The sequence below is a fragment of the Achromobacter ruhlandii genome (assembly GCF_902859695.1).
GTDB lineage: Bacteria > Pseudomonadota > Gammaproteobacteria > Burkholderiales > Burkholderiaceae_B > Achromobacter > Achromobacter ruhlandii.
This window is the reverse complement of sequence record NZ_CADIJL010000001.1, coordinates 351,432-376,652: the sequence shown is the minus strand read 5'-3', so window position 1 is coordinate 376,652 and position 25,221 is coordinate 351,432. Positions and strand designations below refer to the sequence as shown.

Sequence of the window (25,221 nt, the reverse complement as noted above, 5' to 3'; positions counted from 1 at the left end):
ATGACCGACTACGCCCGACTCGACGCCTGGGTGGACGCCCACTTCGATGAAGAAGTGCGCTTCCTGCAGGAACTGGTGCGCGTGCCGACCGACACGCCGCCGGGCAACAACGCCCCGCACGCCGTCCGCACCGCGGAACTGCTGCAAGGTTTCGGCCTGCCGGCCGAGTCCCATCCCGTGCCCGCCGACGAAGTGCGCGCCTACGGCATGGAGTCCATCACCAACCTGATCGTGCGCCGCGAATACGGCGCCGGCGGCCGGCGCATCGCCCTCAACGCCCACGGCGACGTGGTGCCGCCGGGCGACGGCTGGGAGCACGATCCGTATGGCGCCGAGATCGTGGACGGCTGCCTCTACGGGCGCGCCGCCGCGGTCAGCAAGAGCGACTTCGCCAGCTTCACCTTCGCATTGCGGGCGCTGGAAGCCGTGGCGCGTCCGAGCCATGGCGCGGTCGAACTGCACTTCACCTACGACGAGGAATTCGGCGGCCTGCTCGGTCCCGGCTGGCTGCTGCGCCAGGGCCTGACGAAACCCGACCTGCTGATCGCGGCCGGCTTCAGCTATGAAGTCGTGACGGCCCACAATGGCTGCCTGCAAATGGAGGTCACGGTGCACGGCAAGATGGCGCACGCCGCCATTCCGGCCACCGGCGTGGATGCGCTGCAGGGCGCGGTCGCGATCATGAACGCGCTGTACGCGCAGAACGCGCGCTATCGCGAGATCACTTCGCGGGTCGAGGGCATCAGCCATCCCTACCTGAACATCGGCCGCATCGAAGGCGGCACCAACACCAACGTGGTGCCCGGCAAGGTGGTGTTCAAGCTGGATCGCCGCATGATCCCGGAAGAGAACGCGGCCGAGGTCGAGGCCGACATCCGCCGCATCATCGAAGAAGGCGCGGCCGCCACGCCCGGCCTGCGCGTCGAGATCAAGCGCCTGCTGCTGGCCAACGCCATGCGGCCGCTGCCCGGCAACCAGCCGCTGGTCGACGCCATCCGCAAGCATGGCCAGGACCTGTTCGGCGAGCCGATCCCCGCCATGGGCACGCCGCTCTACACCGACGTGCGCCTGTACGCCGAGGCCGGCATTCCCGGCGTGATCTACGGCGCCGGCCCGCGCACCGTGCTGGAGTCGCACGCCAAGCGCAACGACGAACGCGTGGTGCTGGAAGACCTGCGGCGGGCCACCAAGGTCATCGCCCGAACCCTGGCCGACCTGCTGCGGCCGGCATGAAAAAAGGGCATGACGCGCGTCATGCCCTTTCGATCCGTGCGTGGCGCAACGCCTGGCCTATGGCTGCGCCAGCCGCGTCACGCGGCGCCAGAACAGCACCGCCACCAGCGCGAACACCGCCAGCCCCAGGAACGAGGCGGTGCGCGCGAATTCCTCGCCCGCGATCGCCAGCGGCGCATCGGTGCCGGCGGCGCCGATGATGGCGGCCATCACCACGCCCACCAGGCTCTCGCCCACGATCAGGCCCGAGGCGATCAGCACGCCGCGCCGGTTGGCGGCGTCGGCGAACGATTCATAGTCCTTGCCGGCGGCCGCGGCGCGGCGACGCAGCGCGCGCTCCAGCAGCCAGGCCAGCAGCGCGCCGACCACGATCGGCGCCGCCACGGTCGGCGGCAGGTAGATGCCGATGCCCACCGCCAGCACCGGGATGCGGGCGACCTTGCAGGTGCGCTTGAGGATCTCGTCCACCACGATCAGGCCCACGCCCACCGCCATGCCGATCAGGATCATGGTCCAGTTCAGTTGATGCGTGAAGATGCCGCGCGCGATCGCCAGCATCAGCGTGGCCTGCGGCGCCGACAACGCCTGGGACGGGTCCATGCCTGCGCGCGGCATCGCATCGGCGAAGCCGTAGGCGTTGTACAGCAGGTCCAGCACCGGCGAGATCACCGCCGCGCCAAGGACGCAACCGATCAATAGCGCCACCTGCTGGCGCCACGGGGTCGCGCCGACCAACCAGCCGGTCTTCAGATCCTGCAGATTGTCATTGGAGATCGAGGCCACCGCCACCACCGCCGACGTGCTGAAGATCGCCAGCGCGATGGTCATCTGCACGCCGTTCTGCACCGCCAGCAGGTCGCCGCCCAGCGCCAGCAGCAACAGCGACACCAGCACGATGGCAACGATGCCCACGCCCGAGATCGGGCTGGTCGAGGTGCCCACCAGACCCGCCATGTAACCGCAGGCCGCCGCCACCAGGAAACCGAAGACGAAAGCAAACAGCACAGCGTAGGCCACCAGTTTCCAGACCGCGGCGGCCGTCAGCGGCGCGTCCGCCAGGAACACCTGGAACGTGATCACCAGCACCGCCACCAGCACCAGCGTGACGACCGAGATCCAGCCCGCCGACAGGTCGCGCTCGGTGCGCGGCGCCTTGCCCGCGCGCGCCGCGCCGGTGCGCGTCAACGCCGAGAACGAGGCCTTGACGCCACGCGCCATCGGCATGAAAAGCGTCGCCAGCGTCCAGATGGCGCCCACGCCGATGACGCCTGCTCCAATGAACCGCACCTGCGACGACCACAGCCCGGTGGCGAATTTCGCCAGCGACATGTCCGCGGGAATCTGGGCCATCGAAGTCAGGATCGGCACCGCGATGCCCCACGAGATCACCAGCCCCGTCAGCATGGCCAGGCCCGCCACGATGCCGATCAGGTAACCCGCGCCCAGCAGCGCCAGCGAAAAACCCATCGGCAGCCGGAACACCGCGCCGCCCAGCGAAAACCAGCCGCTGACGCCGTCGCCCAACACCCGCAGGCCGCTGGCCGCGAAGCTGACTGCCGCCGCCACCACGCCGCCGCTGACGATGTCGCCCATGCCGGTGGCCGCTGGCCTGGCCGGCGCCCCAGCGGAATCCTCGGCCGCGTCCTGGGCGCGCTCGGCGCTGCCCACCCGCAGGATCTCGGCGGCCGCCACGCCCTCCGGGTACGGCAGGTCGCTCTGCACCACCATCACGTGGCGCAGCGGAATCGTGAACATCACGCCCAGCATGCCGCCGGCCGCGCAGATGCCCAGGGTCTGCCAGAACGGAAAGCCCTGCCAGTGGCCCATCATGACCAGGGCGGGCAGGATGAAGATGATGGCCGACAGCGTGCCGGCCGCCGAGGCCTGCGTCTGCACCATGTTGTTCTCGAGGATGTTGGCGTCCTTGAACAGGCGCAACACCGACATCGAAATGACCGCCGCCGGGATCGCCGACGAGAAGGTCAGGCCGACCTTGAGCCCCAGGAACACGTTGGAGGCGGTGAAGATAATGGTGATGACCGCGCCCAGCAGCACGCCGCGGAATGTCAGTTCCGGTAGCGTGACCTCTGCCGGGACGCTGGTAGGTTGAGTCATTGAAGTCTCCCTTTACTGGCCGGGACGCGAGCCCGCCGCTGGGGCGGGACGGCCCCGGCTATCAGGGCGTTGCCGCCCTGTCTGGTTGCCGGTTTGTTTTTTGTGAAGCGCGATTCTAGCGCCTTGGCGTCCAACAGGTGGTCACCACCGGTAAGCGGCCCAAGGCGGCAGATCCTGCCGCCGCCACCCTAATCGGCAAACGATTATGCTGAAAACCTGGATTTCCTCCCGGCATTTTGATCACCCATGCCCCAGCGACAGGACTAGCATGGCGCTTACAAGGAGACAAAACCATCATGTGCGATGCCAGCCATTCCCCCGCCGGGACAGTCCCCCGGCAGGATGCCGATCCCGCCGAAACCGCCGAATGGCGCGACGGCCTGCAATCCCTGGTCGAAGCGTCGGGCGCCGAACGGGCCGGCTATGTGCTGGACAACCTGCTGGGACACGCCGCCACGCTGGGCCTGCGCGCCAACAGCCAGACGCGCACCGCCTACCTGAACACCATTCCCGCCGACCAGGAGCCGCCCTTTCCCGGCAACCTCGCGGTCGAGGAACGCATTGCCCGCATCAACCGCTGGAACGCCCTGGCCATGGTGGTGCGCGCCAACCAGGCCCATGGCGAGCTGGGTGGCCACATCGCCAGCTACGCCTCGGCCGCCGACCTGTTCGAGGTCGGCTTCAACCACTTCTTCCGCGCGGCCACGGCCGACGGTCCCGGCGATCTGGTCTACATGCAGCCGCATTCGGCGCCCGGCGTCTACGCCCGCGCCTACCTCGAAGGCTTTCTCAGCGACGACGACCTGGCCCACTTCCGCCAGGAAATCACCGCCACCGCGCGCGGCCTGCGCGGGCTGTCGTCGTATCCGCATCCCTGGCTGATGCCGGACTTCTGGCAGTTCCCCACCGGTTCGATGGGCATCGGCCCCATCAACGCGATCTACCAGGCGCGCTTCATGCGCTACCTGGAGCACCGCTCGCTGGTGCCCGCGAGCGACCGCAAGGTCTGGGGCATCTTCGGCGACGGCGAGATGGACGAACCGGAGTCGATCGCCGCGCTGACCCTGGCCGCGCGCGAAAAGCTCGACAACCTGGTGTTCGTGGTCAACTGCAACCTGCAGCGCCTGGACGGCCCGGTGCGCGGCAACGGCCGCATCATCGACGAACTCGAAACCCTGTACGCCGGCGCCGGCTGGAACGTCATCAAGCTGGTCTGGGGCAGCGACTGGGACGCCCTGCTGCGTCGTGACACCAACGGCGCCCTGGCGCGCGCCTTCGCCAACACGGTGGACGGCCAGTTCCAGACCTTCGCCGCCAACGACGGCGCCTTCAACCGTGCGCACTTCTTCAACCAGAATCCCGAACTGGCGGCGCTGGTGGCAGACTGGACCGACGAGGCCATCGACCGCCTGCACCGCGGCGGCCACGACATGGTCAAGATCCACGCCGCGTACCACCGCGCCGCGCACCATCGCGGCCAGCCCACCGTGATCCTGGCGCAGACCAAGAAGGGCTTTGGCATGGGCACGGCCGGCCAGGGCAAGATGACCACCCACCAGCAGAAGAAGCTGGACGACGAGGCGCTGCTGGCGTTCCGCGACCGCTTCGCCCTGCCGATCTCCGATGCCGATTGCCTGGCGCTCAAGTTCTATCGCCCGGCCGAAGACAGCGCCGAATTGCGCCACCTGCAGGCGCGCCGCGCCGCCCTGGGCGGCCACATCCCGCGCCGCCAGACCCAGGCGCCGCGCCTGGCGCCGCCGGCGGTGGACCAATGGGCGCGCTTCGCGCTCAGCGCCGACGGCAAGGAGATGTCGTCCACCATGGCCATCGTGCGCATGCTGACGGCGCTGCTGAAAGACCCGCAGGTCGGTCCGCGCATCGTACCCATCGTGGCCGACGAGGCCCGCACCTTCGGCATGGCCAACCTGTTCCGCCAGATCGGCATTTACTCGGCGCAAGGCCAGCTGTACGAACCCGAGGACATCGGCTCGGTGCTGTACTACCGCGAAGCGCGCGACGGCCAGATCCTGGAAGAAGGCATCACCGAGGCCGGCGCGATATCCTCGTGGACGGCGGCCGGCACCAGCTATTCGGTCAACGGCCTGCCGATGCTGCCCTTCTATATCTACTACTCGATGTTCGGCTTCCAGCGCATCGGCGACCTGATCTGGGCCGCGGCCGACCAGCGCACCCGCGGCTTCCTCATCGGCGCCACGTCCGGCCGCACCACGCTGGGCGGCGAAGGCCTGCAGCACCAGGACGGCTCCAGCCACATCATGGCCGCGGCCGTGCCCAACTGCCGCGCCTACGATCCCGCCTACGCCTACGAAGTCGCGGTGATCGTCGAGTACGGCATGCGCCGCATGCTGGACGAGCAGCGCGACGAGTTCTTCTACCTGACCGTCACCAACGAGAACCTGGCGCAGCCCGATCTGCCACGGGACGAGGCGGCTACCGAGGGCATCCTGCGCGGCATGTACCGCCTGCGCCCGGCGCGCCAGCAGGCGGCGGTGCGCCTGTTGGGCGCCGGCCCCATGCTGCGCGAAGCGGAAATCGCCGCCGAGCGCCTGCACGCGGAATACGGCGTGGATGCCGAGGTCTGGAGCGTGACCAGTTTCTCCGAACTGGCGCGCGATGGCCGCGAGGCCGAACGCGCGCGCGCCCTCGGCCTGGCCACCGCGCCGGACGCGGACTGGGTGCGTGCCTGCCTGGGCGGCAGCGATGCGCCGGTGGTGGCCGCCACCGACTACGTGCGCGCCGTGCCCGAACAGATCCGTGCCTGGGTGCCCGCGCCCTACCGCACGCTGGGCACCGACGGCTTCGGCCGCAGCGACACCCGCGCCCGCCTGCGCGACTTCTTCGAGGTCAGCGCCGACTGGATCGTGCTGCACGCGCTGGACAGCCTGGGCCGGCAGGACCAGGCCAGCGCATTGCGCCGCAAACTCGGCGCAGCCGATCGCGCCACGCCTCCCTGGGCGCAATAACGCCCTGAAAGCAAAGGAGAAAAGCCCCAGCCTGGGGCTTTTCTCCTTTTTCATCGGTGCCATCACAAGGCGCGCCGGTTTGATCAAAATCGGACGATCGCTGCGCTGCAACAACCAATCCGCGCCGCTTTCTGTTGAAATACGGGTGTTCCCTAAGCATTTCCCAAAGAATACGGCGGGCCGCGAGCCCGCTTTTTGCTTTCCGTTTTACCTTCTCGCTTTTATCTCCAGTTAGCGCCGAAAAGGCTGTATCCCATGGACGAAACCCTCACCAAACTGGCGTTGGATTACCACGCCTATCCCACCCCCGGAAAGATCTCGGTCACCCCGACCAAGACCCTCGCCAACCAGGACGACCTGTCGCTGGCGTACTCGCCCGGCGTGGCCGCCGCGTGCATGGCCATCTTCGACCAGGGCGACGACGCCGCGTCCAAGTACACCTCGCGCGGCAACCTGGTGGGCGTGATCACCAACGGCACCGCCGTGCTGGGCCTGGGCAACATCGGTCCGCTGGCCGCCAAGCCGGTCATGGAAGGCAAGGGCTGCCTGTTCAAGAAGTTCGCCGGCATCGACGTGTTCGACATCGAACTGGCCGAGAACGACCCCGACAAGCTGGTCGACATCATCGCCGCGCTCGAGCCCACGCTCGGCGGCGTCAACCTTGAAGACATCAAGGCGCCCGAGTGCTTCTACATCGAGAAGAAGCTGCGCGAGCGCATGAAGATCCCCGTCTTCCACGACGACCAGCACGGCACCGCCATCATCTCGTCGGCCGCCATCCTGAACGGCCTGAAGGTCGTGGGCAAGGACATCGGCACGGTCAAGCTGGCCTGCTCGGGCGCTGGCGCCGCCGCCATCGCCTGCCTGGACCTGCTGGTGCACCTGGGCGTCAAGCGCGAGAACATCTACGTGGTGGACTCGCGCGGCGTGATCTGGGACGGCCGCGATGAAAACATGGAAGCCAACAAGAAGCGCTACGCGCAGAAGACCGACGCGCGCACGCTGGCCGACGTGGTCAACGGCGCCGACGTGTTCCTGGGCTGCTCGACCGCCGGCGTGCTGACCGCCGACATGGTCAAGACCATGGCCGACCGTCCGCTGATCCTGGCGCTGGCCAACCCGGAACCGGAAATCCGCCCGGAAGTCGCCAAGGCCGCCCGCCCCGACTGCATCATCGCCACCGGCCGTTCGGACTACCCGAACCAGGTCAACAACGTGCTGTGCTTCCCCTTCATCTTCCGCGGCGCCATGGATGCCGGTGCCTCGCGCATCACCGAGGAAATGAAGCTGGCGTGCGTCAAGGCCATCGCCGAGCTGGCCCAGGCCGAGCAGAACGATGAAGTGGCCCGCGCCTACGCCGGCCAGGAACTGTCGTTCGGTCCCGACTACATCATCCCGAAGCCGTTCGACCCGCGCCTGATCGTCCAGATCGCCCCGGCCGTGGCCCAGGCCGCCGCCGACTCCGGCGTGGCCGCCCGTCCGATCGAGGACATCGAGGCCTACCGCCAGAAGCTGATGGGCTTCGTCTACCACTCGGGCCAGTTGATGCGCCCGCTGTTCGCCCAGGCCAAGAAAGCGCCCAAGCGCGTCATCTACGCCGACGGCGAAGACGAGCGCGTGCTGCGCGCGGTGCAGACCGTGGCCGATGAAAAGCTGGCGTTCCCGATCCTGATCGGCCGCCCGTCCGTGATCGAGATGCGCATCAAGAAGTTCGGCCTGCGCCTGGTCGCCGGCCAGCATTTCGAGATCGTCGATCCCGAAGACGACAGCCGCTTCAACGAAACCTGGAACGCGTACTACCAGCTCAAGGGCCGCGAAGGCGTGACCCCGGCCATCGCCAAGGCGATGATCCGCAAGCACAACACGCTCATCGGCGCGATGCTGCTGCGCCGCGGCGATGCCGACGCGCTGCTGTGCGGCGTGGCCAGCAAGTACGACAACCAGCTCAAGTACATCGACGAAATCATCGGCAGGAAGGAAGGCCAGACCTACGCCGCCCTGAATGTGCTGATGCTGCCCGACCAGACGCTGTTCGTCACCGACACCCACGTCAACGAAAACCCGTCGGCCGAGGAAGTCGCCAACATCACCATCCAGGCCGCCGACGAGATGCTGCGTTTCGGCGTGGTGCCCAAGATCGCCCTGCTGTCGCACTCGAACTTCGGCAGCCGCGTCACGGAATCGTCGCGCAAGATGGCCGCCGCGCGCCAGCTGGTGCAGGACCGCGCGCCCGACCTGGAAGTGGACGGCGAAATGCACGCCGACGCCGCCCTGTCGGAAAAGATCCGCGTGCTGGCCTACCCGGACAGCACCCTGAAGGGTCGCGCCAACCTGCTGGTCATGCCGACGCTGGACACCGGCAACATCACGTACAACATGCTGAAGATGACGGGCAGCAATGGCGTCGCGATGGGCCCGATCCTGCTGGGCGCCGCGCGTCCGGTGCACATCCTGACGACCAGCGCCACCGTGCGCCGCATCGTCAACATGACCGCCCTGGCCGTGGTCGATGCGCAGCAGGAAGCCGCCGAAGCCGCCAAGAAGCGCCGTTGATCGCACTGCGCTGATCGGCACGCAAGGGACGCCCCACGGGGCGTCCTTTTTTTTGGGCCACTTGATGCCGCGATAGTGCGCCGCGACGGGCGAATGGTAAAAACGGGGCAGCGACTCCCTTCTACCCTTCCCTACCGGAGCCCGACCCTATGTTGCTCGACGCCTTCCTGGCCTGGTTTCACTTCCTGGCCATCTTCGTCCTGGTGGTGGTGCTGACCGCCGAAGCGGTGCTGCTGCGCCCCGACCTGACACCGGCCACGCTCAAGCGCCTGGTGGTCTATGACCGCCTGTATCTGCTGAGCGCGATCCTGGTGCTGGCCACCGGCGTGCTGCGCCTGACACTGGGGGTCAAGGGGGCCGCGTTCTACATGGGCAACCCATGGTTCCACGCCAAGATCTCGCTGTTCGTCATCATCGGCCTCTGTTCGATCCCGCCCACGCTGGCCTTCCTGCGCTGGGCCAAACAGGCGCGCCAGCAGCCCGCCTTCGTGCCGGACGCCGCCCAGATCAAGCGCGCGCGCCGCTGGGTAATGATCGAATCGCACCTGTTCATCTTGCTGCCCCTGTTCGCCGTGCTGATGGCGCGCGGCATCGGCGCGTAGGGCGCGCCGCGATCCGCGCGGCTCGCCCGACTCAGGGACAGCGCGCGCGGGTCGGCTGTGGCGCGTCGTCGCCGACGGTGATAGTGGCGAAGTGGAACACGCCGACGGCGTCGTTCCGGACCACGTCGATCACTTCGCCGGACAGCGTCTGCCTCACCGACATGCCCTCTGGCACATCGGGCAGGCCATCGCGCCGGGCGACGTCGCCGTTCCAGGGACTCAGCACCAGCACACCCGGAAACGGCTCGCGGGCATCGCCACGACCGCGCCGCATCGACTGCACCTGGGTGCCGACGGCATAACGGACGCCGCCGAACGTCGTCGGGCAGGCCAGCTCGGCATCGCTGACGCGCAACAGGCGCCGCTCGCCATCCAGGTAAAGCCGGGGCTCGCTCAACGGCAGCCCGAACACCTTGACCGCCACCGGATCCTTGACCTCGATACGCCATTGATCCGGATCGCGCGAGCCATCCGTGTAGACGGTGCCGCTCGATCCATACACGATCGAACCAGGCGCAAGATCCAGCGTGTCGACCCGGTTGCCCGGCCCCAGCACGCATTTGTTCAGCGCCATCATCGCGCCATCCTTCGCCACGTCGAATTCAATGTCCTGGGTGGCGTCGCATTGCCAGCCCAGCACCGTCTGGCTGCCAGCGCCGCGCAGCAGGACGCTGCGCGGATGGCGCCCGCGCAGAGCGTAGGTGTCGCTGTCGTACTCGGCGTCCAGATAGCGTTGCGCGCGCGACGCCTGCACGCCGTACATGATCACCGGCTGCGGAAACTCCGCTTCGACATAGGTTTCCAGCTCGCCCTCGTCCTGCAGCTTGAGGCGCGTGCCCGCGGGCATGGCGGTGCCGCCTACCGTCGTCGGCGCTTCCAGGGTGACGTTGCGGGCGGCCTCGCGGCGCGCGCCTTCGCGCTCGATCTGCCAGATGACCGTCTGGACCCAGGCATAGAAGGCAAAGGGAACCAGCAGCACCACGAACAGCAGTCCGGAGGTCTTCCAGTATTTGCGGACCGTGCGGCGCGCGCCGCCGCTGGCGACCAGCACCAGCGCCCAGCCAAGCAGCGCCAGGCCGGCAAGAAAACCCAGGGAAACGAGAATGTAGAAGCCCGCTGAGGGCAGCGCTATCGGAATCATGGCAAGGATGATAAACGCCAAACCGCGACGGCGGGGCGGCCATCGGCGGAACCGGCCGAGGAGCCGGCGGCCAACAAAAAACCGCCCGAAGGCGGTTTCCTGGTCAAGAGTGGCAGCGTATCAACGCTTGTCCATCGGGGGCACGTCGCGCGTGACCGAACCGGTGAACAGCTGGCGCGGACGGCCGATCTTGTAATCGGGATCCGACAGCATTTCGTTCCACTGGGCGATCCAGCCCACCGTACGGGCCAGCGCGAAGATGGCCGTGAACAGCGAGGTCGGGATGCCGATGGCGCGCTGGACGATACCCGAGTAGAAGTCCACGTTCGGGTACAGCTTGCGCTGCACGAAGTACGGATCTTCCAGGGCGATGCGTTCCAGTTCCATGGCCAGCTTGAACAGCGGGTCGTTTTCCAGGCCCAGGGCCGAGAGCACTTCCTTGCACGTTTCCTGCATCAGCTTGGCGCGCGGGTCGTAGTTCTTGTAGACGCGGTGGCCAAAGCCCATCAGGCGCACGCCCGAGTTCTTGTCCTTGACCTTCTCCATGAACTCGCCGACCTTGGCGATGCCGCCGTTGGCTTGCAGTTCTTCCAGCATCTGCAGGCAAGCTTCGTTGGCGCCGCCGTGCGCCGGGCCCCACAGGCAAGCCACGCCGGCCGAGATGGCGGCGAACGGGTTGGTGCCCGACGAACCGCACAGGCGGACCGTGGAGGTCGAGGCGTTCTGCTCGTGGTCGGCGTGCAGGATGAAGATGCGGTCGAGCGCGCGCTCGACGACTTCGTTGACCTTGTACTCTTCGCACGGCGTGGCAAACATCATGCGCAGGAAGTTACCCGTGTAGGACAGGTCGTTTTGCGGGTAGATGAACGGTTGGCCTTGCGAGTACTTGTACGCCATCGCGACCAGCGTCGGCATCTTGGCGATCAGGCGGATGGCCGAGATGTGACGATGCTGCGGGTTCGTGATGTCGGTCGAGTCGTGGTAGAACGCCGACAGCGCGCCCACCAGGCCCGTCAGGACGGCCATCGGGTGGGCGTCGCGACGGAAGCCGCGCAGGAAGAAGTGCAGCTGTTCGTTGACCATCGTGTGATGGGTCACTTGCGAATCGAAATCGGCCTTCTGTTCCTGGTTCGGCAGTTCGCCATTCAGGATCAGGTAGCAGATGTCCATGAAGTCGCAATTGACGGCCAGCTGTTCGATCGGGTAGCCGCGGTACAGCAGCTCGCCCTTGTCGCCGTCGATGTAGGTGATGCCCGATTCGCAAGCCGCGGTCGACATGAAACCGGGGTCGAACGTGAACATGCCCGTCTGGCCGTACAGCTTGCGAATGTCGATCACATCCGGACCGACCGTGCCCTTGTAGACAGGGAACTCAATGGGTGCGCTGCCGTCCGAGAAGGACAGAGTGGCTTTTTTGTCAGACAGGTTCATGTTTTTTCCTCTCAATTAATCAGAGCGACCGCATCTGGCCGATGATGCCGCGGAGTCGGGGCGTGTCCAGTGCGCCCTCGAGTTCCTTGCGGGCCAGCAGCAGGTCGAGAAGATCGTTGTCTCCCAACTCGAAGAGCTGCGTCAATGCCGTCACGTCATCGTCGGTAAGCTCGGCCTCGTAGGCGTCGAGATACCGGGTGATGATCAAGTCGTTTTCGAGCAGGCCCCGGCGCGCCCGCCAACGCAGCCGCGCCCGTTCCAGTTCAGTAAGCCTGCTCATCATTACACCTTAAATACACCAAACTACTAGACCGTGCGACGGACCATCAGTTCCTTGATCTTGCCAATGGCCTTGGTCGGGTTCAGCCCCTTGGGACAGACGTCGACGCAGTTCATGATGGTGTGGCAACGGAACAGGCGGTACGGATCTTCCAGGTTGTCCAGACGGCTGCCGGTGGCTTCGTCGCGGCTGTCGGCGATGAAGCGGTAGGCTTGCAGCAGGCCGGCCGGGCCGACGAACTTGTCCGGATTCCACCAGAACGACGGGCAGGAAGTGGAACAGCACGCGCACAGGATGCACTCGTACAGGCCGTCCAGCTCTTCGCGCGCCTCGGGCGACTGCAGGCGCTCTTTCTCGGGCGGCGGCGTGTCGTTGATGAGGTACGGGCGGATCGAGTGGTACTGGTTGAAGAAGTGCGTCATGTCCACGATCAGGTCGCGGATCACGGGCAGGCCCGGCAGCGGGCGCAGCACGATCGGTTCCTTCAGCTCGCGCAGGTTGGTCGTGCAGGCCAGGCCGTTCTTGCCGTTGATGTTCATGGCGTCCGAACCGCACACGCCTTCACGGCACGAGCGGCGCAGGGCCAGGCTGTCGTCGACGTCGTTCTTGATGCGCACCAGCGCATCGAGCAGCATCTTGTCGGTCGGCTGGAGTTCGACTTCCAGCTTCTGCATGTAGGGGCGCTCGTCCTTGTCCGGATCGTAGCGGTAGATTTCGAACTTGACGATTCTCTTGGTGCTCATAGTAGGCTCTATCCGGACTTAGAAGGTACGCGCCTTGGGCGGGAAGGACTCGACCGTCAGCGGCTTCATCTGCACAGGCTTGTAATCCAGGCGGCTGCCTTCGGAGTACCACAGCGTGTGCTTGAGCCAGTTCTCGTCGTCGCGAGTCGGGTGATCGTCCAGCGCGTGGGCGCCGCGGCTCTCGGTGCGGTTGGCGGCCGACTTGATGGTGGCGCGGGCCACTTCGGTCATGTTGGCCAGTTCCAGCGCCTCGACGCGCGCGGTGTTGAACACCTTGGACTTGTCCTTGAAGTAGATGTTGTCGGCTTGCTTGGCCAGGTCTTCGATCTGGGTCACGCCTTCGTTCAGCAGTTCCAGCGTGCGGAACACGCCGCAGTGGCGCTGCATCGAGAAGCGGATGGCATTGCCGATATCCTGGGTCTTCTCGCCCGAGGTGCGCGATTCCAGCTTGTTGACGCGGTCCATCGAGAATTCGACGGCCTGCTGCGGCACGGGCTGGTGCGCGTGCTGGCGTTCCGGATGCGAATTGACGATGTGGTTGCCGGTGGCGCGGCCGAACACGATCAGGTCCAGCAGCGAGTTGGTGCCCAGGCGGTTGGCGCCGTGCACCGACACCGCGGCGCATTCGCCGATGGCGTACAGGCCGTTGACGATCTTGTTCTCGCCGTTTTCGCGCGTCAGCACCTGGCCGTGGTAGTTGGCCGGGATGCCGCCCATCTGGTAGTGGATGGTCGGGACGACGGGGATCGGTTCCTTGATCGGGTCGACGTTGCCGAACTTGATGGCGATTTCGCGGATCGAGGGCAGGCGCTTGTTGATGACGTCGGCGCCGAGGTGGTCGAGCTTGAGCACGACGTAGCTGCCGTCCGGACCGCAGCCACGGCCTTCCTTGATTTCCTGGTCCATCGAGCGCGACACGAAGTCACGCGGGGCCAGATCCTTCAGCGTGGGCGCGTAGCGCTCCATGAAGCGCTCGCCATCCTTGTTCAGCAGGATGCCGCCTTCGCCGCGCACGCCTTCGGTGATCAGCACGCCGGCGCCGGCCACGCCGGTCGGGTGGAATTGCCAGAATTCCATGTCCTGCAGCGGGATGCCCGCGCGGGCGGCCATGCCCAGGCCGTCGCCGGTGTTGATGAAGGCGTTGGTGGAGGCGGCCCAGATACGGCCGGCGCCGCCGGTGGCCAGCACCGTGGTCTTGGCTTCCAGGATGTAGATCTCGCCGGTTTCCATTTCGAGGGCGGTCACGCCCACGACGTCGCCGGCTTCGTTGCGCAGCAGGTCCAGCGCCATCCATTCGACGAAGAACTGGGTGCGGGCGGCGACGTTGCGCTGGTACAGGGTGTGCAGCAGCGCGTGGCCGGTACGGTCGGCAGCGGCACAGGCGCGCTGGACCGGCTTTTCACCGAAGTTGGCGGTGTGGCCGCCGAACGGACGCTGGTAGATGGTGCCGTCGGGATTGCGGTCGAACGGCATGCCGAAGTGTTCGAGCTCATACACGGCGTTGGGGGCTTCGCGGCACATGAACTCGATGGCGTCCTGGTCGCCCAGCCAGTCCGAGCCCTTGACGGTGTCGTACATGTGCCAGTACCAGTTGTCTTCGCTCATGTTGCCCAGCGAGGCGCTCACGCCGCCCTGCGCGGCAACGGTGTGCGAGCGCGTGGGGAACACTTTGGACAGCACCGCAACGGACAGGCCCGCTTGGGACAGTTGCAGCGAACAACGCATGCCGGCTCCGCCGGCGCCAACGACCACCACATCAAACTGGCGGCGCGGCAAGGATTTCATGACAGAGACCACGGCTTAGATGCTCCAGAGGATTTGCGCGAAGTAAACGACCGAACCGATCAGCCAGAGGATCGTCAGCACTTGCAGCAGCAGGCGCACGCCCACCGACTTGACGTAGTCCATCCAGATGTCGCGCACGCCAATCCAGGCATGCCAGGCCAACGCAATGAATGCAAGGGTCGCCAGGATCTGGCCGACCGGAAGAACGCCCACGTAGAACGTGAACAGCGCGTGCCACGATTCATACGTGAAGGCAGGCATCAACAGGATGCCGATGAGCAGCACCAGCGTATACACGGCCATGATGACGGCGGTGATGCGCTGGATGATGAAATCCATGACGCCATAGTGGGCGCCGACGACCAGGCGCTTGGGTCCGTAGTTTTTAGCGGCGGCCATTTACAGCACTCCGAACAGTTTGAGGGCGAACACCAGGGTCAGCGCCAGGCTGACACCGAAAACCACGCCGGCGCTTTTCTTGGCCGACAGCTTGTCGATGCCCAGGTGCAGGTCCAGCAGCAGGTAGCGGATGCCCGCACAGAAGTGATGCAGGTAGCCCCAGATCAGGACCAGGAGGACGAGCTTGACGATCGGATTGCCGGCATACGCGGCGACGGCCGCGAAGGTCTGCGGCGAGGCCACGCTGGCCGCGAACAGCGGCAGAATGACCAAGGGCAGACAGAGGAACAGCAATATGCCGCTGATGCGGTGCAGGATGGACAGCTTGCCGGCCAGGGGCAGGCGATAGGAGAACGCAACTTGGGCAAGCCCAATATTGCGAAACTGCGGACGTGGCTTGGCAGCGGTGTCGGACATGACGGCCTCGGTGTTTCGGAACTAGGGAATCGTGACGGCGGCAACGCCGTGGCCCTTGCGGGCAAACACGGTATTTTCGCCCAGAGATCGGGTTGGTATCAAATCGTAGGTAAAAAGCTCATCAATTCAGACTATTGCGGTAGTGATATCGATCGGTCAAGTACAAGCCCCGCCGGATTTCCATGGGGCGGTCACCATACGTGTACGACACGCGATCCACCTGCAACAACGGCGTGCCGGCGGCAACATTAAGCAGCGTACAGGCTTCGGGCGGCGCCGCCACGGCGCGCAGCTTTTCGTCCGCGCGCACCATGCTGACGCCGAACTCGGATTCGAACAGACCGTAGAGCGGCGCCTTGTTGGCGCTCAACAGCTCGAAGGTGAGGCCGCGGAAGATGGATCCGGGCAGCCAGATGTCGTCCAGCACGGTGGGCGTCTGCCCCATGGACAGCAGGCGGCGGATCATGACGACGGTTTCGCCGGCCCGCAGGTCGAGCGCGCGCGCGATCTCGGCGGGCGCCCGCAGGCGCCGGCATTCGAGGATGCGGCTTTCGGCGCGGCCGGCCTCGCCCTCTTCATCGGGGGCCAGGCGCAGGAAGCGGTAGCGCACGCGGGCTTCATGGTGGGTGGCGACGAAGGTGCCCTTGCCCTGGCGGCGCAGCAGCAGGTGTTCGGCGGCAAGTTCATCGACCGCCTTGCGCACCGTGCCCTGGCTGACCTGGAAGCGGGCGGCCAGATCGATTTCGCTGGGGATGAGTTCGCCGGGCTTCCATTCGCCGCGATCCAGGCTCTGGACGAGCAGGTCCTTGATCTGGCGGTACAACGGGCTGAAAGCGGCCCCCTCGCCCGTCGGACGGGCGGCGCGAGTGCGTAGGGGAGTTTCGGGCCGGGGGTCTGCCATGGATCGTCTTGGAAGTGTCATGTTCATCCGGAGAATGGAAGGCAGCGCAAACGATGCGGTTTCCATTCGCATGCGCTGCTGCGGTGCCGGTGTTCTGGCCTGATACAGGCGCGCAGCCGGCGGTGCTGCGGCGCATTCGAACAAACGCTCTATTGTGGCATATCGGGGGTGGCGCTGTCCAACGTCTTATGTCTTATATAAGATATAAGATCAATTGACGCACCCGTAAATTAGTTCTAGGATTCCTGGCTGTCCGGCGACACATCCGCCCCCTCGCGCGCGGGCCGTCTTCGCCGTTCAACGGATTACACTGATTGGTGAGATTATTTTCTCGCCACACCATTACGGAGAACGTCCATGTCTAAGCCTGCCTTGCGTGTCGCCGTCACCGGCGCCGCCGGCCAAATCGGTTACGCACTGCTGTTCCGCATCGCCTCCGGCGAAATGCTGGGCAAAGATCAGCCCGTCATTCTGCAACTGCTTGAAATTCCCGACGAAAAAGCGCAAAAGGCCCTGAAGGGCGTCATCATGGAACTGGATGACTGCGCCTTCCCGCTGCTGCAGGAAGTCACCGCCCACAGCGATCCGCGCACGGCATTCAAGGACGCGGACGTGGCCCTGCTGGTCGGCGCCCGCCCGCGCGGCCCCGGCATGGAACGCAAGGATCTGCTGTCGGTCAACGCCCAGATCTTCACGGCCCAGGGCAAGGCCCTGAACGACGTCGCCAGCCGCAACGTCAAGGTGCTGGTGGTCGGCAACCCGGCCAACACCAACGCCTACATCGCCATGAAGTCGGCGCCGGACCTGCCCGCCAAGAACTTCACCGCCATGCTGCGCCTGGACCACAACCGCGCCCTGTCGCAACTGGCCGCCAAGTCCGGCAAGGCCGTGGCCGACATCGAGAAGCTGGTCGTGTGGGGCAACCACTCGCCCACCATGTACCCCGATTACCGCTTCGCCACCGTCGGCGGCGAATCGCTGGCCAAGCTGATCAACGACGACGCCTGGAACCGCGACACCTTCATCCCCACCGTGGGCAAGCGTGGCGCCGCCATCATCGAGGCCCGTGGCCTGTCGTCGGCCGCCTCGGCCGCCAACGCCGCCATCGACCACGTGCGTGACTGGGTCCTGGGCAGCAACGGCAAGTGGGTCACCATGGGCATCCCGTCCGATGGCTCCTACGGCATCCCCGAAGGCATCATCTACGGCGTGCCGGTCACCACCGAAAACGGCGAATACAAGCGTGTCGAAGGCCTGGAAATCGACGCCTTCTCGCGTGAGCGCCTGGACTTCACGCTGAAGGAGCTCCTGGAAGAGCGCGACGGCGTCAAGGACCTGCTGAAGTAAGCAGCCGGCAAGCAGAATTGGGCCCGTTGACGCGGGCCCAATTCGCAAGCGGACGGGGCATCGACGGACGCCCCGTCCGCGGTACGCAAACCTGTCCCTTTGCGAGCGCGCAAGGAATTGTCGCGAAGGGGACAGATTTACGTGCCGCGGCCGCGGTAAGGTCATGGCCAGGGGCCGCGCCCCGATCCGGCCCGCCGCGGACCCGCAAGACCTGACATCCCAGCCGGGGCAACGTCACGACACCCGGCCCCTATAACGGAGACTCCCCATGTCCAGACCCGAATCCGCCGGCGCCCTGTTCCGTCGCGCGCTCGCCGAAGAAAACCCGCTGCAGATCATCGGCGCCATCAACGCCAACCACGCGCTGCTGGCCAAGCGCGCCGGCTACCGCGCCATCTATCTCTCGGGCGGCGGCGTGGCGGCGGGCTCGCTGGGCCTGCCCGACCTGGGCATCAACACGATGGACGACGTACTGACGGACGTGCGCCGCATCACCGACGTTTGCGACGTGCCGCTGCTGGTGGACATCGACACCGGCTTCGGCCCGTCGGCATTCAACATCGCCCGCACCGTCAAGAGCCTGATCAAGTTCGGCGCCGCTGCCTGCCACATCGAGGACCAGGTCGGCGCCAAGCGCTGCGGCCATCGCCCGGGCAAGGAAATCGTCAGCACCGAGGAAATGGCCGACCGCGTCAAGGCCGCGGCCGACGCCCGCACCGACAGCGACTTCTACCTGATCGCGCGCACCGACGCCATCGCCTCGCACGGCGTGGACGCCGCCATCGAGCGCGCCCTGGCCTGCGTCGAAGCCGGCGCCGACGCCATCTTCGCCGAAGCCGCCTACGACCTGCCGACCTACGACCGCTTCGTCAAGGCCGTCAAGGTGCCGGTGCTGGCCAACATCACCGAATTCGGCAAGACGCCGCTGTTCTCGGTGGAAGAGCTCAAGAGCGTGGGCGTGGGCATGGTGCTCTACCCGCTGTCGGCCTTCCGCGCCATGAACAAGGCCGCCGAGGCCGTCTACACCGCCATCCGCCGCGACGGTCACCAGAAGAACGTGGTCGACCTGATGCAGACGCGCGAGGAACTGTACGACCGCATCGGCTACCACGAATTCGAATCGCGCCTGGACGCCCTGTTCCAGAAGGGCAAGGCCTGACGCGCGCCACCGTATCCGGCGCCGCGGCGATCCCGCGGCGCCCCGCTTCCCCCATTGCATCGACCACCGCGAAAGGAAAGGAGTAGAGACATGAGCACGGCTCCCAAGAAGCAAGCTGCCAAAACGGATACCACCGCGGACGCCACCCCGGCCGCCAAGCCGGAAGAAAAGGCTGGCTTCAAGCCCAAGAAATCGGTCGCGCTGTCCGGCGTGGTCGCAGGCAACACCGCGCTGTGCACGGTCGGCCGCAGCGGCAACGACCTGCACTACCGCGGCTACGACATCCTGGACATCGCCCACACCAGCGAGTTCGAGGAAATCGCCCACCTGCTGGTGCATGGCAAGCTGCCCAACAAGGCCGAACTGGCCGCCTATAAGCAGAAGCTGCGCTCGCTGCGCGGCCTGCCGGTGCAACTGCAGGACGCGCTGGAGGCCTTGCCGGCCGCGAGTCACCCGATGGACGTGATGCGCACGGCCGTCTCGGTGCTGGGCTGCGTGCTGCCCGAGAAGGACGACCACAACCTGCCCGGCGCGCGCGACATCGCCGACCGCCTGATGGCCAACCTGGGCTCGGCCCTGCTGTACTGGTACCACTACAGCCACAATGGCCGCGTGATCGACGTGCAGACCGACGATGACAGCATCGGCGGCCACTTCCTGCACCTGCTGCACGGCGAGAAGCCGAGCGACGAGTGGGTCAAGGCGATGCACATCTCGCTGAACCTGTACGCCGAGCACGAGTTCAACGCCTCCACCTTCACCGCCCGCGTCATCGCCGGCACCGGCTCGGACATGTACTCGGCCATCACCGGCGCCATCGGCGCGCTGCGCGGCCCCAAGCACGGCGGCGCCAACGAGGTCGCCTTCGACGTGCAGAAGCGCTACGAGACGCCGGACGAAGCCGAGGCCGACATCCGCCGCCGCGTCGAGGCCAAGGAAGTCATCATCGGCTTCGGCCACCCGGTCTACACCGTGTCCGACCCGCGCAACAAGGTCATCAAGGAAGTGGCCAAGAAGCTGTCCAAGAAGGCCGGCAGCACCAAGATGTTCGACATCGCCGAACGCCTCGAGACGGTCATGTGGGACATCAAGAAGATGTTCCCCAACCTGGACTGGTTCTCGGCCGTCAGCTACCACATGATGGGCGTGCCCACCGCCATGTTCACCCCGCTGTTCGTGATCGCGCGCACCGCGGGCTGGTCGGCCCACATCATCGAGCAGCGTGTGGACAACAAGATCATCCGCCCGACCGCCAACTACGTCGGACCGGAAGACCAGAAGTTCGTGCCGCTCGACAAGCGCAAGTAGGACGACGACATGGGCCTGCCGACGCCTTCCCCCGCGCCGCGCGGGCCCAGTGCCGCCTGTATTCACTCAGGAGAGGTACCCAATGTCTGCCCCGATCTCCAACGTCCGTCCCGAGCCCGACCAGGTCCTGGTCGATATCGCCGACTACGTCCTCAACTATGAAATCCAGAGCGGCCTGGCCTACGAGACCGCTCGCAACTGCCTGATCGACACCCTCGGCTGCGGCCTGGAAGCGCTGGAATATCCGGCGTGCCGCAAGCTGCTGGGCCCCGTCGTTCCTGGCACCGTCGTCCCGCACGGCGCCAAGGTGCCCGGCACCCAATTCCAGCTGGACCCCGTGCAGGCCGCGTTCAACATCGGCGCGATGATCCGCTGGCTCGATTTCAACGACACCTGGCTGGCCGCCGAATGGGGCCACCCGTCCGACAACCTCGGCGGCATCCTGGCCACCGCCGACTGGCTGTCGCGCACCGCCGTCGCCACCGGCAAGCCGCCGCTGACCATGCGCGCCGTGCTGACCGGCATGATCAAGGCGCACGAAATCCAGGGCTGCATCGCGCTGGAAAACTCCTTCAACAAGGTCGGCCTGGACCACGTGGTGCTGGTCAAGGTGGCGTCCACCGCCGTGGTGGCGCAGATGCTGGGCCTGACCCGCGACGAAGTCATCAACGCCGTCTCGCTGGCCTGGGTCGACGGCCAGAGCCTGCGCACCTATCGCCACGCCCCCAACACCGGTAGCCGCAAGAGCTGGGCCGCCGGCGACGCCACCAGCCGCGCCGTGCGCCTGGCGCTGATCGCCCGCACCGGCGAGATGGGCTACCCCTCGGTGCTGTCCGCCAAGACCTGGGGCTTCTACGACGTGCTGTTCAAGGGCCAGCCGTTCCGGTTCCAGCGCCCCTACGGCAGCTACGTCATGGAAAACGTGCTGTTCAAGATCTCGTTCCCGGCCGAGTTCCACTCGCAGACCGCGGTCGAGTGCGCCATGCAGATCCACGACCGCCTCAAGTCCCTGGGCAAGTCCACCGACGACATCGCCAGCATCACCATCCGCACGCACGAGGCGTGCATCCGCATCATCGACAAGAAGGGCCCGCTGAACAATCCCGCCGACCGCGACCACTGCATCCAGTACATGGTCGCCGTGCCGCTCCTGTTCGGCCGCCTCACCGCCGCCGACTACGAGGACGACGTCGCCGCCGACCCGCGCATCGACGCCCTGCGCGACAAGATCACCTGCGTGGAGGACCCGGCCTACACTCGCGACTACCACGACCCCGACAAGCGCTCCATTGCCAACGCCCTCACCGTCCGGTTCACCGACGGCACTCAGCTCGACGAGGTCGTCTGCGAATACCCCATCGGCCACAAGCGCCGCCGCGCCGACGGCATCCCCCTGCTCGAAGCCAAGTTCCGCACCAACCTCGCCCGCATCTTCCCCGCCCGCCAACAGGCCCGCATCCTGGAAGCCTCGCTGGACCAGAAAAAGCTGGAAGCGATGCCGGTCCACGAGTACGTCGATCTGTATGTGATTTGAGGCGACAAGCACGGATCTGATCCGAAGCGACAAGCGCAGATCTGAAGCGACAACCTGCACGCCCCACGGCCCCATCACGGCAAAACCGTCCGGGGCCGCTCTTCTCCCTTCCTCGCGGCTGCGCGCCAAGCAAGCACCTGCCCACCACCGCGCAGCGCCCCCGTCCCGACGCAAACCACCGCGTAAGTCAGGACCGGCCGCCCGCGCGGCCGGTCCTGACGGGCCCCGCAAACCTCTCCAGCCCCCCACCGGCCTGGCAGCGCATCATTTCTCGAAACCCGTAGCCCGTCGCGGCGGCGGTTTGGGGGGGCGGGCAACCTCGATGCGCCCGACGGAAACCGAAGGCAGCCGCCGAACGGCGGCCACGAGGTTGAGGCAGGGGCAGTCCGGAGCGAACGCTCCGGACCGCAATCGTGGGCGCCCGCCCCCCAAACCGCCGCCGCGACGGGCGACCTACGAAGAACCCCCAGCCCCCAGCAATTACAATCCCCCTTCCCCAAGAAAACAGAGACCGCCCCCCACCATGTCCATGCTCTGGGTAAAAACCTTCCACATCGTCTTCATCGCCTCCTGGTTCGCCGGCCTGTTCTACCTGCCCCGCATCTTCGTGAACCTGGCCCAGCAATCGGATTCGGCCGTGCAGGTCACCCTGCTCGGCATGGCGCGCCGCCTCTACCGCTTCACCACCATCCTGGCGGTCGTCGCCGTCGCGCTGGGCATGTGGCTGTATCTGGGTTACGGCATCGGCGTCGGCCCCGGCAACGGCTGGATGCACGCCAAGCTCTTTTTCGTCCTGCTCGTCATCGGCTACCATCACGCCTGTGGCGTCATGCTGCGTAAATTCGAACAGGGCAAGAACACCCGTTCGCACAAGTTCTATCGCTGGTTCAACGAAGTTCCCGTCTTGCTGCTCTTGGTGGTGGTGGCGCTGGTCGTCGTCAAACCCTTCTGATTCCCCCTACCCTTTGCACATTCGCCAGGATTCGTATGTCCGCTGATGACCAGGACCGCCCGCGCAAGACGCTGACGATCAAGAAAACCGCGCGCGACGCGCACGCCGAAGCCGCCCCCAAGCGGGTGCGCACCGGCGCCCGCGCCCGCCTGGTCGCCCAGAACGAGCGCGCCAAGGACAACATCGAGCGCCAGAAGGATCCCGAGGGCTACCAGCAGCGCCAGGCCGCCGCCCGCGCCGCGCGCCGGCCGGACGATCGTGAACGCGGCGACGGCCCGCGCGGCGGCGATGGCCCGCGCGGCGACCATCCGCGACGCGCTGGCGGCCCCCGCGGCGACAGCCCCCGACGCGGTGACGGCTCTCGCAATGACAGCCCGCGCCGTAACGACAGCGCACGCGGCGACCGGCCCCACCGTGGCGATGACGCGCGCGACGACCGCCCGCGCCGCGATGCGGAGCCGGCGCCGCGGTCGGGCCGCACGCCCCAGCGCGCCCCGCGCCTGGATGACCAGTACGTCGCCCCCGCCACGCCCGCCGGCCGCTTCTACGATCCGTTCGAGGACGACGGCCCCGCGCCCGAATTCGCGCCCGAACCCGATTACGACGACGAGGCGCCGGTCGACGCCGGCCCGGCGCACGGCGCCGACGCACCACATCGTCGCGCCCCGACCGTCGAGGTGCGCGAACGCCGTCCGCGCGAACCGCGCCAGGCCGAGCGCTTCAAGGTGTTCGCCCCCTGCCCTCAAGGCCTGGAGGAAGCACTGACGGCCGAGATGCAGGCCCTGGGTTACGAAGATGCCGAAGCCGGCCGCGCTGGCTGTTCCTTCACGGCCGATTGGGCGGGCGTGCAGCGCGCCAACCTGTATTCGCGCCTGGCGACCCGCATCCTGGTGCAGGTCGCGCACGCCGAAATTTCGCACGAGGACGATATTCTCGACCTGGCCCGCGACACGCCCTGGGAGCGCTGGTTCGGCGCCGAACAGACTTTGCGCGTGGACACCTCGGCGATCAAGAGCCCGGTGCAGAGCCTGCAGTACTGCAACCTGCGCGCCAAGGACGGCATCTGCGACCGCCTGCGCGAGCTGGAAGGTGAACGCCCCAGCATCGACACCGTCCGCCCCGACGCGCGCGTACACCTGTTCCTGACCGGCCACACCGCCACCCTGTACCTGGATACCTCGGGCGAATCGCTGTTCAAGCGCGGCTGGCGCCTGGACAAGGGCGATGCGCCGCTGCGCGAGAATCTTGCCGCCGGCATGCTGGCGCTGGCGGGCTGGGACCCTGCCGCGCCGCTGCTGGATCCGTTCTGCGGCTCGGGCACCATCCTGATCGAGGCCGCCTGGATCGCGCTGGGCGTGCCTCCCGGGATTTCGCGCCCGTTCGGCTTCGAGCGCCTGCGCGGCCACGACGCCTACCGCTGGCGCGACCTGAAGGACGACGCCCGCTCGCGCATCCTGCCGCAGTTGGACGCGCCACTGGTGGGCTACGACCTCGATCCGCAGGCGGTCGAATTTGCCCGCAACAACGCCGAGCGCGCCTGGCTCACCGCCGACACCATCCGGTTCGAGGTAGGCGACGCCCGTGAAATACAGGCGCCGGCGGATCATGGCTGGATCGTCACCAACCCGCCCTATGGCGAGCGCATGGCCACCGAGCAGGACGCCGACCTGTGGCGCGACTGGGCCACGTGCCTGAAGCGCAATTTCGCCGGCTGGCAACTGCACGTCATCACCAGCGACCTGACCCTGCCCAACCAGATGCGTCTCAAGCCCAAGCGCCGCGTGCCGCTGCACAATGGCGCGCTGGACTGCCGCCTGTTCGGCTTCGAACTGGTCGCCGCCGGCTACCGCGACGCCTGACCTCGGTACGCCCCGGGGGGGGGGCGCCCCCGGGCTCGCCCCCTTTTCAGCTGCCGGCGCGTTGTAAAAGCGCCGCAACATCGTGCCCGTATCTTTGCTTATGGTGCCCCGCAGCGCCGATTTGGGGCATCATCAGCACCAGGGTGTTGCCGGTACGCACCAGGTGCTTGCACAGTTTCAGGGTTAACCCTATAATTCGGGTTATCCCTAGTAGCTAAACAACAGTGCAAGCCCGTGGAGGCTATTGTGATCAACCCGAACAACACCATCCGCCTGACCGACGAACTCGAGCGTCAACTGATGCTCCAGGCCATTGAAGAACAGTTCCGCCCGCACCCGATGCGTGCGTTGGCCGCGGGCCTGCGTAAGCTGGCTCACGGCGTCCGTGCCCTGGCTGGCAAGACGAGCGCCAAGAACGCGCACTCCGCCGCCTGAGCAGGACCCAGGCCTTCGGGCCTGAACGATTTCCCCTTGGGGG

At 66.5% G+C, this 25,221-nt stretch carries 20 protein-coding genes; 11 read left to right on the top strand and 9 right to left on the bottom strand.

Annotated elements, in window-relative coordinates; translation table 11 throughout:
• Positions 1 to 1,233 (top strand): M20 family metallopeptidase, encoded by a 1,233-nt coding sequence (locus HV742_RS01670; protein WP_049072261.1) that lies wholly within the window; start codon positions 1 to 3, stop codon positions 1,231 to 1,233.
• Positions 1,234 to 1,290: 57 nt separating this feature from the next.
• Here the strand turns inward: HV742_RS01670 and HV742_RS01665 are convergent, their stop codons facing one another.
• Complete coding sequence (locus HV742_RS01665) at positions 1,291 to 3,348, bottom strand: OPT family oligopeptide transporter (protein WP_175144337.1); 2,058 nt, start codon at positions 3,346 to 3,348, stop codon at positions 1,291 to 1,293.
• 296 nt (positions 3,349 to 3,644) lie between these two features.
• Between HV742_RS01665 and mdeB the strand changes: the two genes are divergently transcribed.
• The 3 genes from mdeB to HV742_RS01650 all read left to right on the top strand — a co-directional run bounded on the left by mdeB (position 3,645) and on the right by HV742_RS01650 (position 9,487).
• Positions 3,645 to 6,332: an alpha-ketoglutarate dehydrogenase gene (mdeB, locus tag HV742_RS01660; protein ID WP_063580054.1), complete on the top strand. Its 2,688-nt coding sequence runs from the start codon at positions 3,645 to 3,647 to the stop codon at positions 6,330 to 6,332.
• A gap of 255 nt (positions 6,333 to 6,587) precedes the next feature.
• On the top strand, positions 6,588 to 8,885 hold the full coding sequence (locus HV742_RS01655) for an NADP-dependent malic enzyme (RefSeq protein ID WP_049072257.1): 2,298 nt from the start codon (positions 6,588 to 6,590) through the stop codon (positions 8,883 to 8,885).
• 149 nt (positions 8,886 to 9,034) lie between these two features.
• The gene (locus HV742_RS01650) at positions 9,035 to 9,487 is read left to right on the top strand and encodes a DUF2214 family protein (RefSeq protein ID WP_175144336.1); all 453 of its coding nucleotides are present in this window, start codon (positions 9,035 to 9,037) and stop codon (positions 9,485 to 9,487) included.
• 31 nt (positions 9,488 to 9,518) lie between these two features.
• Here the strand turns inward: HV742_RS01650 and HV742_RS01645 are convergent, their stop codons facing one another.
• The 8 genes from HV742_RS01645 to HV742_RS01610 all read right to left on the bottom strand — a co-directional run bounded on the left by HV742_RS01645 (position 9,519) and on the right by HV742_RS01610 (position 16,584).
• Positions 9,519 to 10,628: a hypothetical protein gene (locus tag HV742_RS01645; RefSeq protein WP_175144335.1), complete on the bottom strand. Its 1,110-nt coding sequence runs from the start codon at positions 10,626 to 10,628 to the stop codon at positions 9,519 to 9,521.
• Positions 10,629 to 10,748: 120 nt separating this feature from the next.
• Complete coding sequence (locus HV742_RS01640) at positions 10,749 to 12,059, bottom strand: citrate synthase (protein WP_047992235.1); 1,311 nt, start codon at positions 12,057 to 12,059, stop codon at positions 10,749 to 10,751.
• A gap of 19 nt (positions 12,060 to 12,078) precedes the next feature.
• Positions 12,079 to 12,339: a succinate dehydrogenase assembly factor 2 gene (locus HV742_RS01635; RefSeq protein WP_049077540.1), complete on the bottom strand. Its 261-nt coding sequence runs from the start codon at positions 12,337 to 12,339 to the stop codon at positions 12,079 to 12,081.
• A gap of 26 nt (positions 12,340 to 12,365) precedes the next feature.
• Positions 12,366 to 13,082 carry a succinate dehydrogenase iron-sulfur subunit gene (locus HV742_RS01630; protein WP_024068140.1) on the bottom strand — a complete coding sequence of 239 codons (717 nt, stop codon included), beginning with the start codon at positions 13,080 to 13,082 and terminating at the stop codon, positions 12,366 to 12,368.
• Between the two features lie 18 nt (positions 13,083 to 13,100).
• Positions 13,101 to 14,867, bottom strand: coding sequence for a succinate dehydrogenase flavoprotein subunit (sdhA, locus tag HV742_RS01625; protein ID WP_211485699.1), 1,767 nt, complete (start codon positions 14,865 to 14,867; stop codon positions 13,101 to 13,103).
• A gap of 15 nt (positions 14,868 to 14,882) precedes the next feature.
• A complete protein-coding gene (gene sdhD / locus HV742_RS01620; protein ID WP_049072252.1) occupies positions 14,883 to 15,266 on the bottom strand; it encodes a succinate dehydrogenase, hydrophobic membrane anchor protein in 384 nt (127 codons plus the stop codon).
• The gene (gene sdhC, locus HV742_RS01615; RefSeq protein WP_006389362.1) at positions 15,267 to 15,683 is read right to left on the bottom strand and encodes a succinate dehydrogenase, cytochrome b556 subunit; all 417 of its coding nucleotides are present in this window, start codon (positions 15,681 to 15,683) and stop codon (positions 15,267 to 15,269) included.
• A 121-nt stretch (positions 15,684 to 15,804) separates the two neighbouring features.
• Positions 15,805 to 16,584, bottom strand: a complete 780-nt coding sequence (locus tag HV742_RS01610) for a GntR family transcriptional regulator (protein ID WP_059269562.1) — start codon at positions 16,582 to 16,584, stop codon at positions 15,805 to 15,807.
• Positions 16,585 to 16,941: 357 nt separating this feature from the next.
• Between HV742_RS01610 and HV742_RS01605 the strand changes: the two genes are divergently transcribed.
• From HV742_RS01605 to HV742_RS01575, 7 genes are all read left to right on the top strand, one after another.
• On the top strand, positions 16,942 to 17,931 hold the full coding sequence (locus HV742_RS01605) for a malate dehydrogenase (protein WP_049072248.1): 990 nt from the start codon (positions 16,942 to 16,944) through the stop codon (positions 17,929 to 17,931).
• A 268-nt stretch (positions 17,932 to 18,199) separates the two neighbouring features.
• Complete coding sequence (gene prpB, locus HV742_RS01600) at positions 18,200 to 19,090, top strand: methylisocitrate lyase (protein WP_006389359.1); 891 nt, start codon at positions 18,200 to 18,202, stop codon at positions 19,088 to 19,090.
• A 90-nt stretch (positions 19,091 to 19,180) separates the two neighbouring features.
• A complete protein-coding gene (gene prpC, locus HV742_RS01595) occupies positions 19,181 to 20,398 on the top strand; it encodes a bifunctional 2-methylcitrate synthase/citrate synthase (RefSeq protein WP_049072246.1) in 1,218 nt (405 codons plus the stop codon).
• A gap of 82 nt (positions 20,399 to 20,480) precedes the next feature.
• On the top strand, positions 20,481 to 21,932 hold the full coding sequence (locus tag HV742_RS01590) for a bifunctional 2-methylcitrate dehydratase/aconitate hydratase (RefSeq protein ID WP_100503966.1): 1,452 nt from the start codon (positions 20,481 to 20,483) through the stop codon (positions 21,930 to 21,932).
• A gap of 523 nt (positions 21,933 to 22,455) precedes the next feature.
• A complete protein-coding gene (locus tag HV742_RS01585) occupies positions 22,456 to 22,884 on the top strand; it encodes a CopD family protein (RefSeq protein WP_006384749.1) in 429 nt (142 codons plus the stop codon).
• A 500-nt stretch (positions 22,885 to 23,384) separates the two neighbouring features.
• Entirely contained in the window at positions 23,385 to 24,743 is a 1,359-nt protein-coding gene (locus tag HV742_RS01580; protein WP_169537195.1) for a THUMP domain-containing class I SAM-dependent RNA methyltransferase, read from the top strand.
• A gap of 246 nt (positions 24,744 to 24,989) precedes the next feature.
• Positions 24,990 to 25,178, top strand: a complete 189-nt coding sequence (locus tag HV742_RS01575; RefSeq protein WP_006393542.1) for a hypothetical protein — start codon at positions 24,990 to 24,992, stop codon at positions 25,176 to 25,178.
• Positions 25,179 to 25,221 lie beyond the last annotated feature (43 nt).

Coding starts and splice junctions, on each gene's coding strand:
- mdeB (WP_063580054.1), top strand. CDS start 3,645: ATGTGCGATGCCAGCCATTCCCCCGCCGGGACAGTCCCCCGGCAGGAT.
- sdhA (WP_211485699.1), bottom strand. CDS start 14,867: ATGAAATCCTTGCCGCGCCGCCAGTTTGATGTGGTGGTCGTTGGCGCC.
- sdhD (WP_049072252.1), bottom strand. CDS start 15,266: ATGGCCGCCGCTAAAAACTACGGACCCAAGCGCCTGGTCGTCGGCGCC.
- HV742_RS01585 (WP_006384749.1), top strand. CDS start 22,456: ATGTCCATGCTCTGGGTAAAAACCTTCCACATCGTCTTCATCGCCTCC.
- HV742_RS01650 (WP_175144336.1), top strand. CDS start 9,035: ATGTTGCTCGACGCCTTCCTGGCCTGGTTTCACTTCCTGGCCATCTTC.
- HV742_RS01645 (WP_175144335.1), bottom strand. CDS start 10,628: ATGATTCCGATAGCGCTGCCCTCAGCGGGCTTCTACATTCTCGTTTCC.
- HV742_RS01605 (WP_049072248.1), top strand. CDS start 16,942: ATGTCTAAGCCTGCCTTGCGTGTCGCCGTCACCGGCGCCGCCGGCCAA.
- HV742_RS01665 (WP_175144337.1), bottom strand. CDS start 3,348: ATGACTCAACCTACCAGCGTCCCGGCAGAGGTCACGCTACCGGAACTG.
- HV742_RS01670 (WP_049072261.1), top strand. CDS start 1: ATGACCGACTACGCCCGACTCGACGCCTGGGTGGACGCCCACTTCGAT.
- HV742_RS01630 (WP_024068140.1), bottom strand. CDS start 13,082: ATGAGCACCAAGAGAATCGTCAAGTTCGAAATCTACCGCTACGATCCG.
- HV742_RS01655 (WP_049072257.1), top strand. CDS start 6,588: ATGGACGAAACCCTCACCAAACTGGCGTTGGATTACCACGCCTATCCC.
- prpB (WP_006389359.1), top strand. CDS start 18,200: ATGTCCAGACCCGAATCCGCCGGCGCCCTGTTCCGTCGCGCGCTCGCC.
- prpC (WP_049072246.1), top strand. CDS start 19,181: ATGAGCACGGCTCCCAAGAAGCAAGCTGCCAAAACGGATACCACCGCG.
- HV742_RS01635 (WP_049077540.1), bottom strand. CDS start 12,339: ATGAGCAGGCTTACTGAACTGGAACGGGCGCGGCTGCGTTGGCGGGCG.
- HV742_RS01610 (WP_059269562.1), bottom strand. CDS start 16,584: ATGGCAGACCCCCGGCCCGAAACTCCCCTACGCACTCGCGCCGCCCGT.
- HV742_RS01640 (WP_047992235.1), bottom strand. CDS start 12,059: ATGAACCTGTCTGACAAAAAAGCCACTCTGTCCTTCTCGGACGGCAGC.
- HV742_RS01590 (WP_100503966.1), top strand. CDS start 20,481: ATGTCTGCCCCGATCTCCAACGTCCGTCCCGAGCCCGACCAGGTCCTG.
- sdhC (WP_006389362.1), bottom strand. CDS start 15,683: ATGTCCGACACCGCTGCCAAGCCACGTCCGCAGTTTCGCAATATTGGG.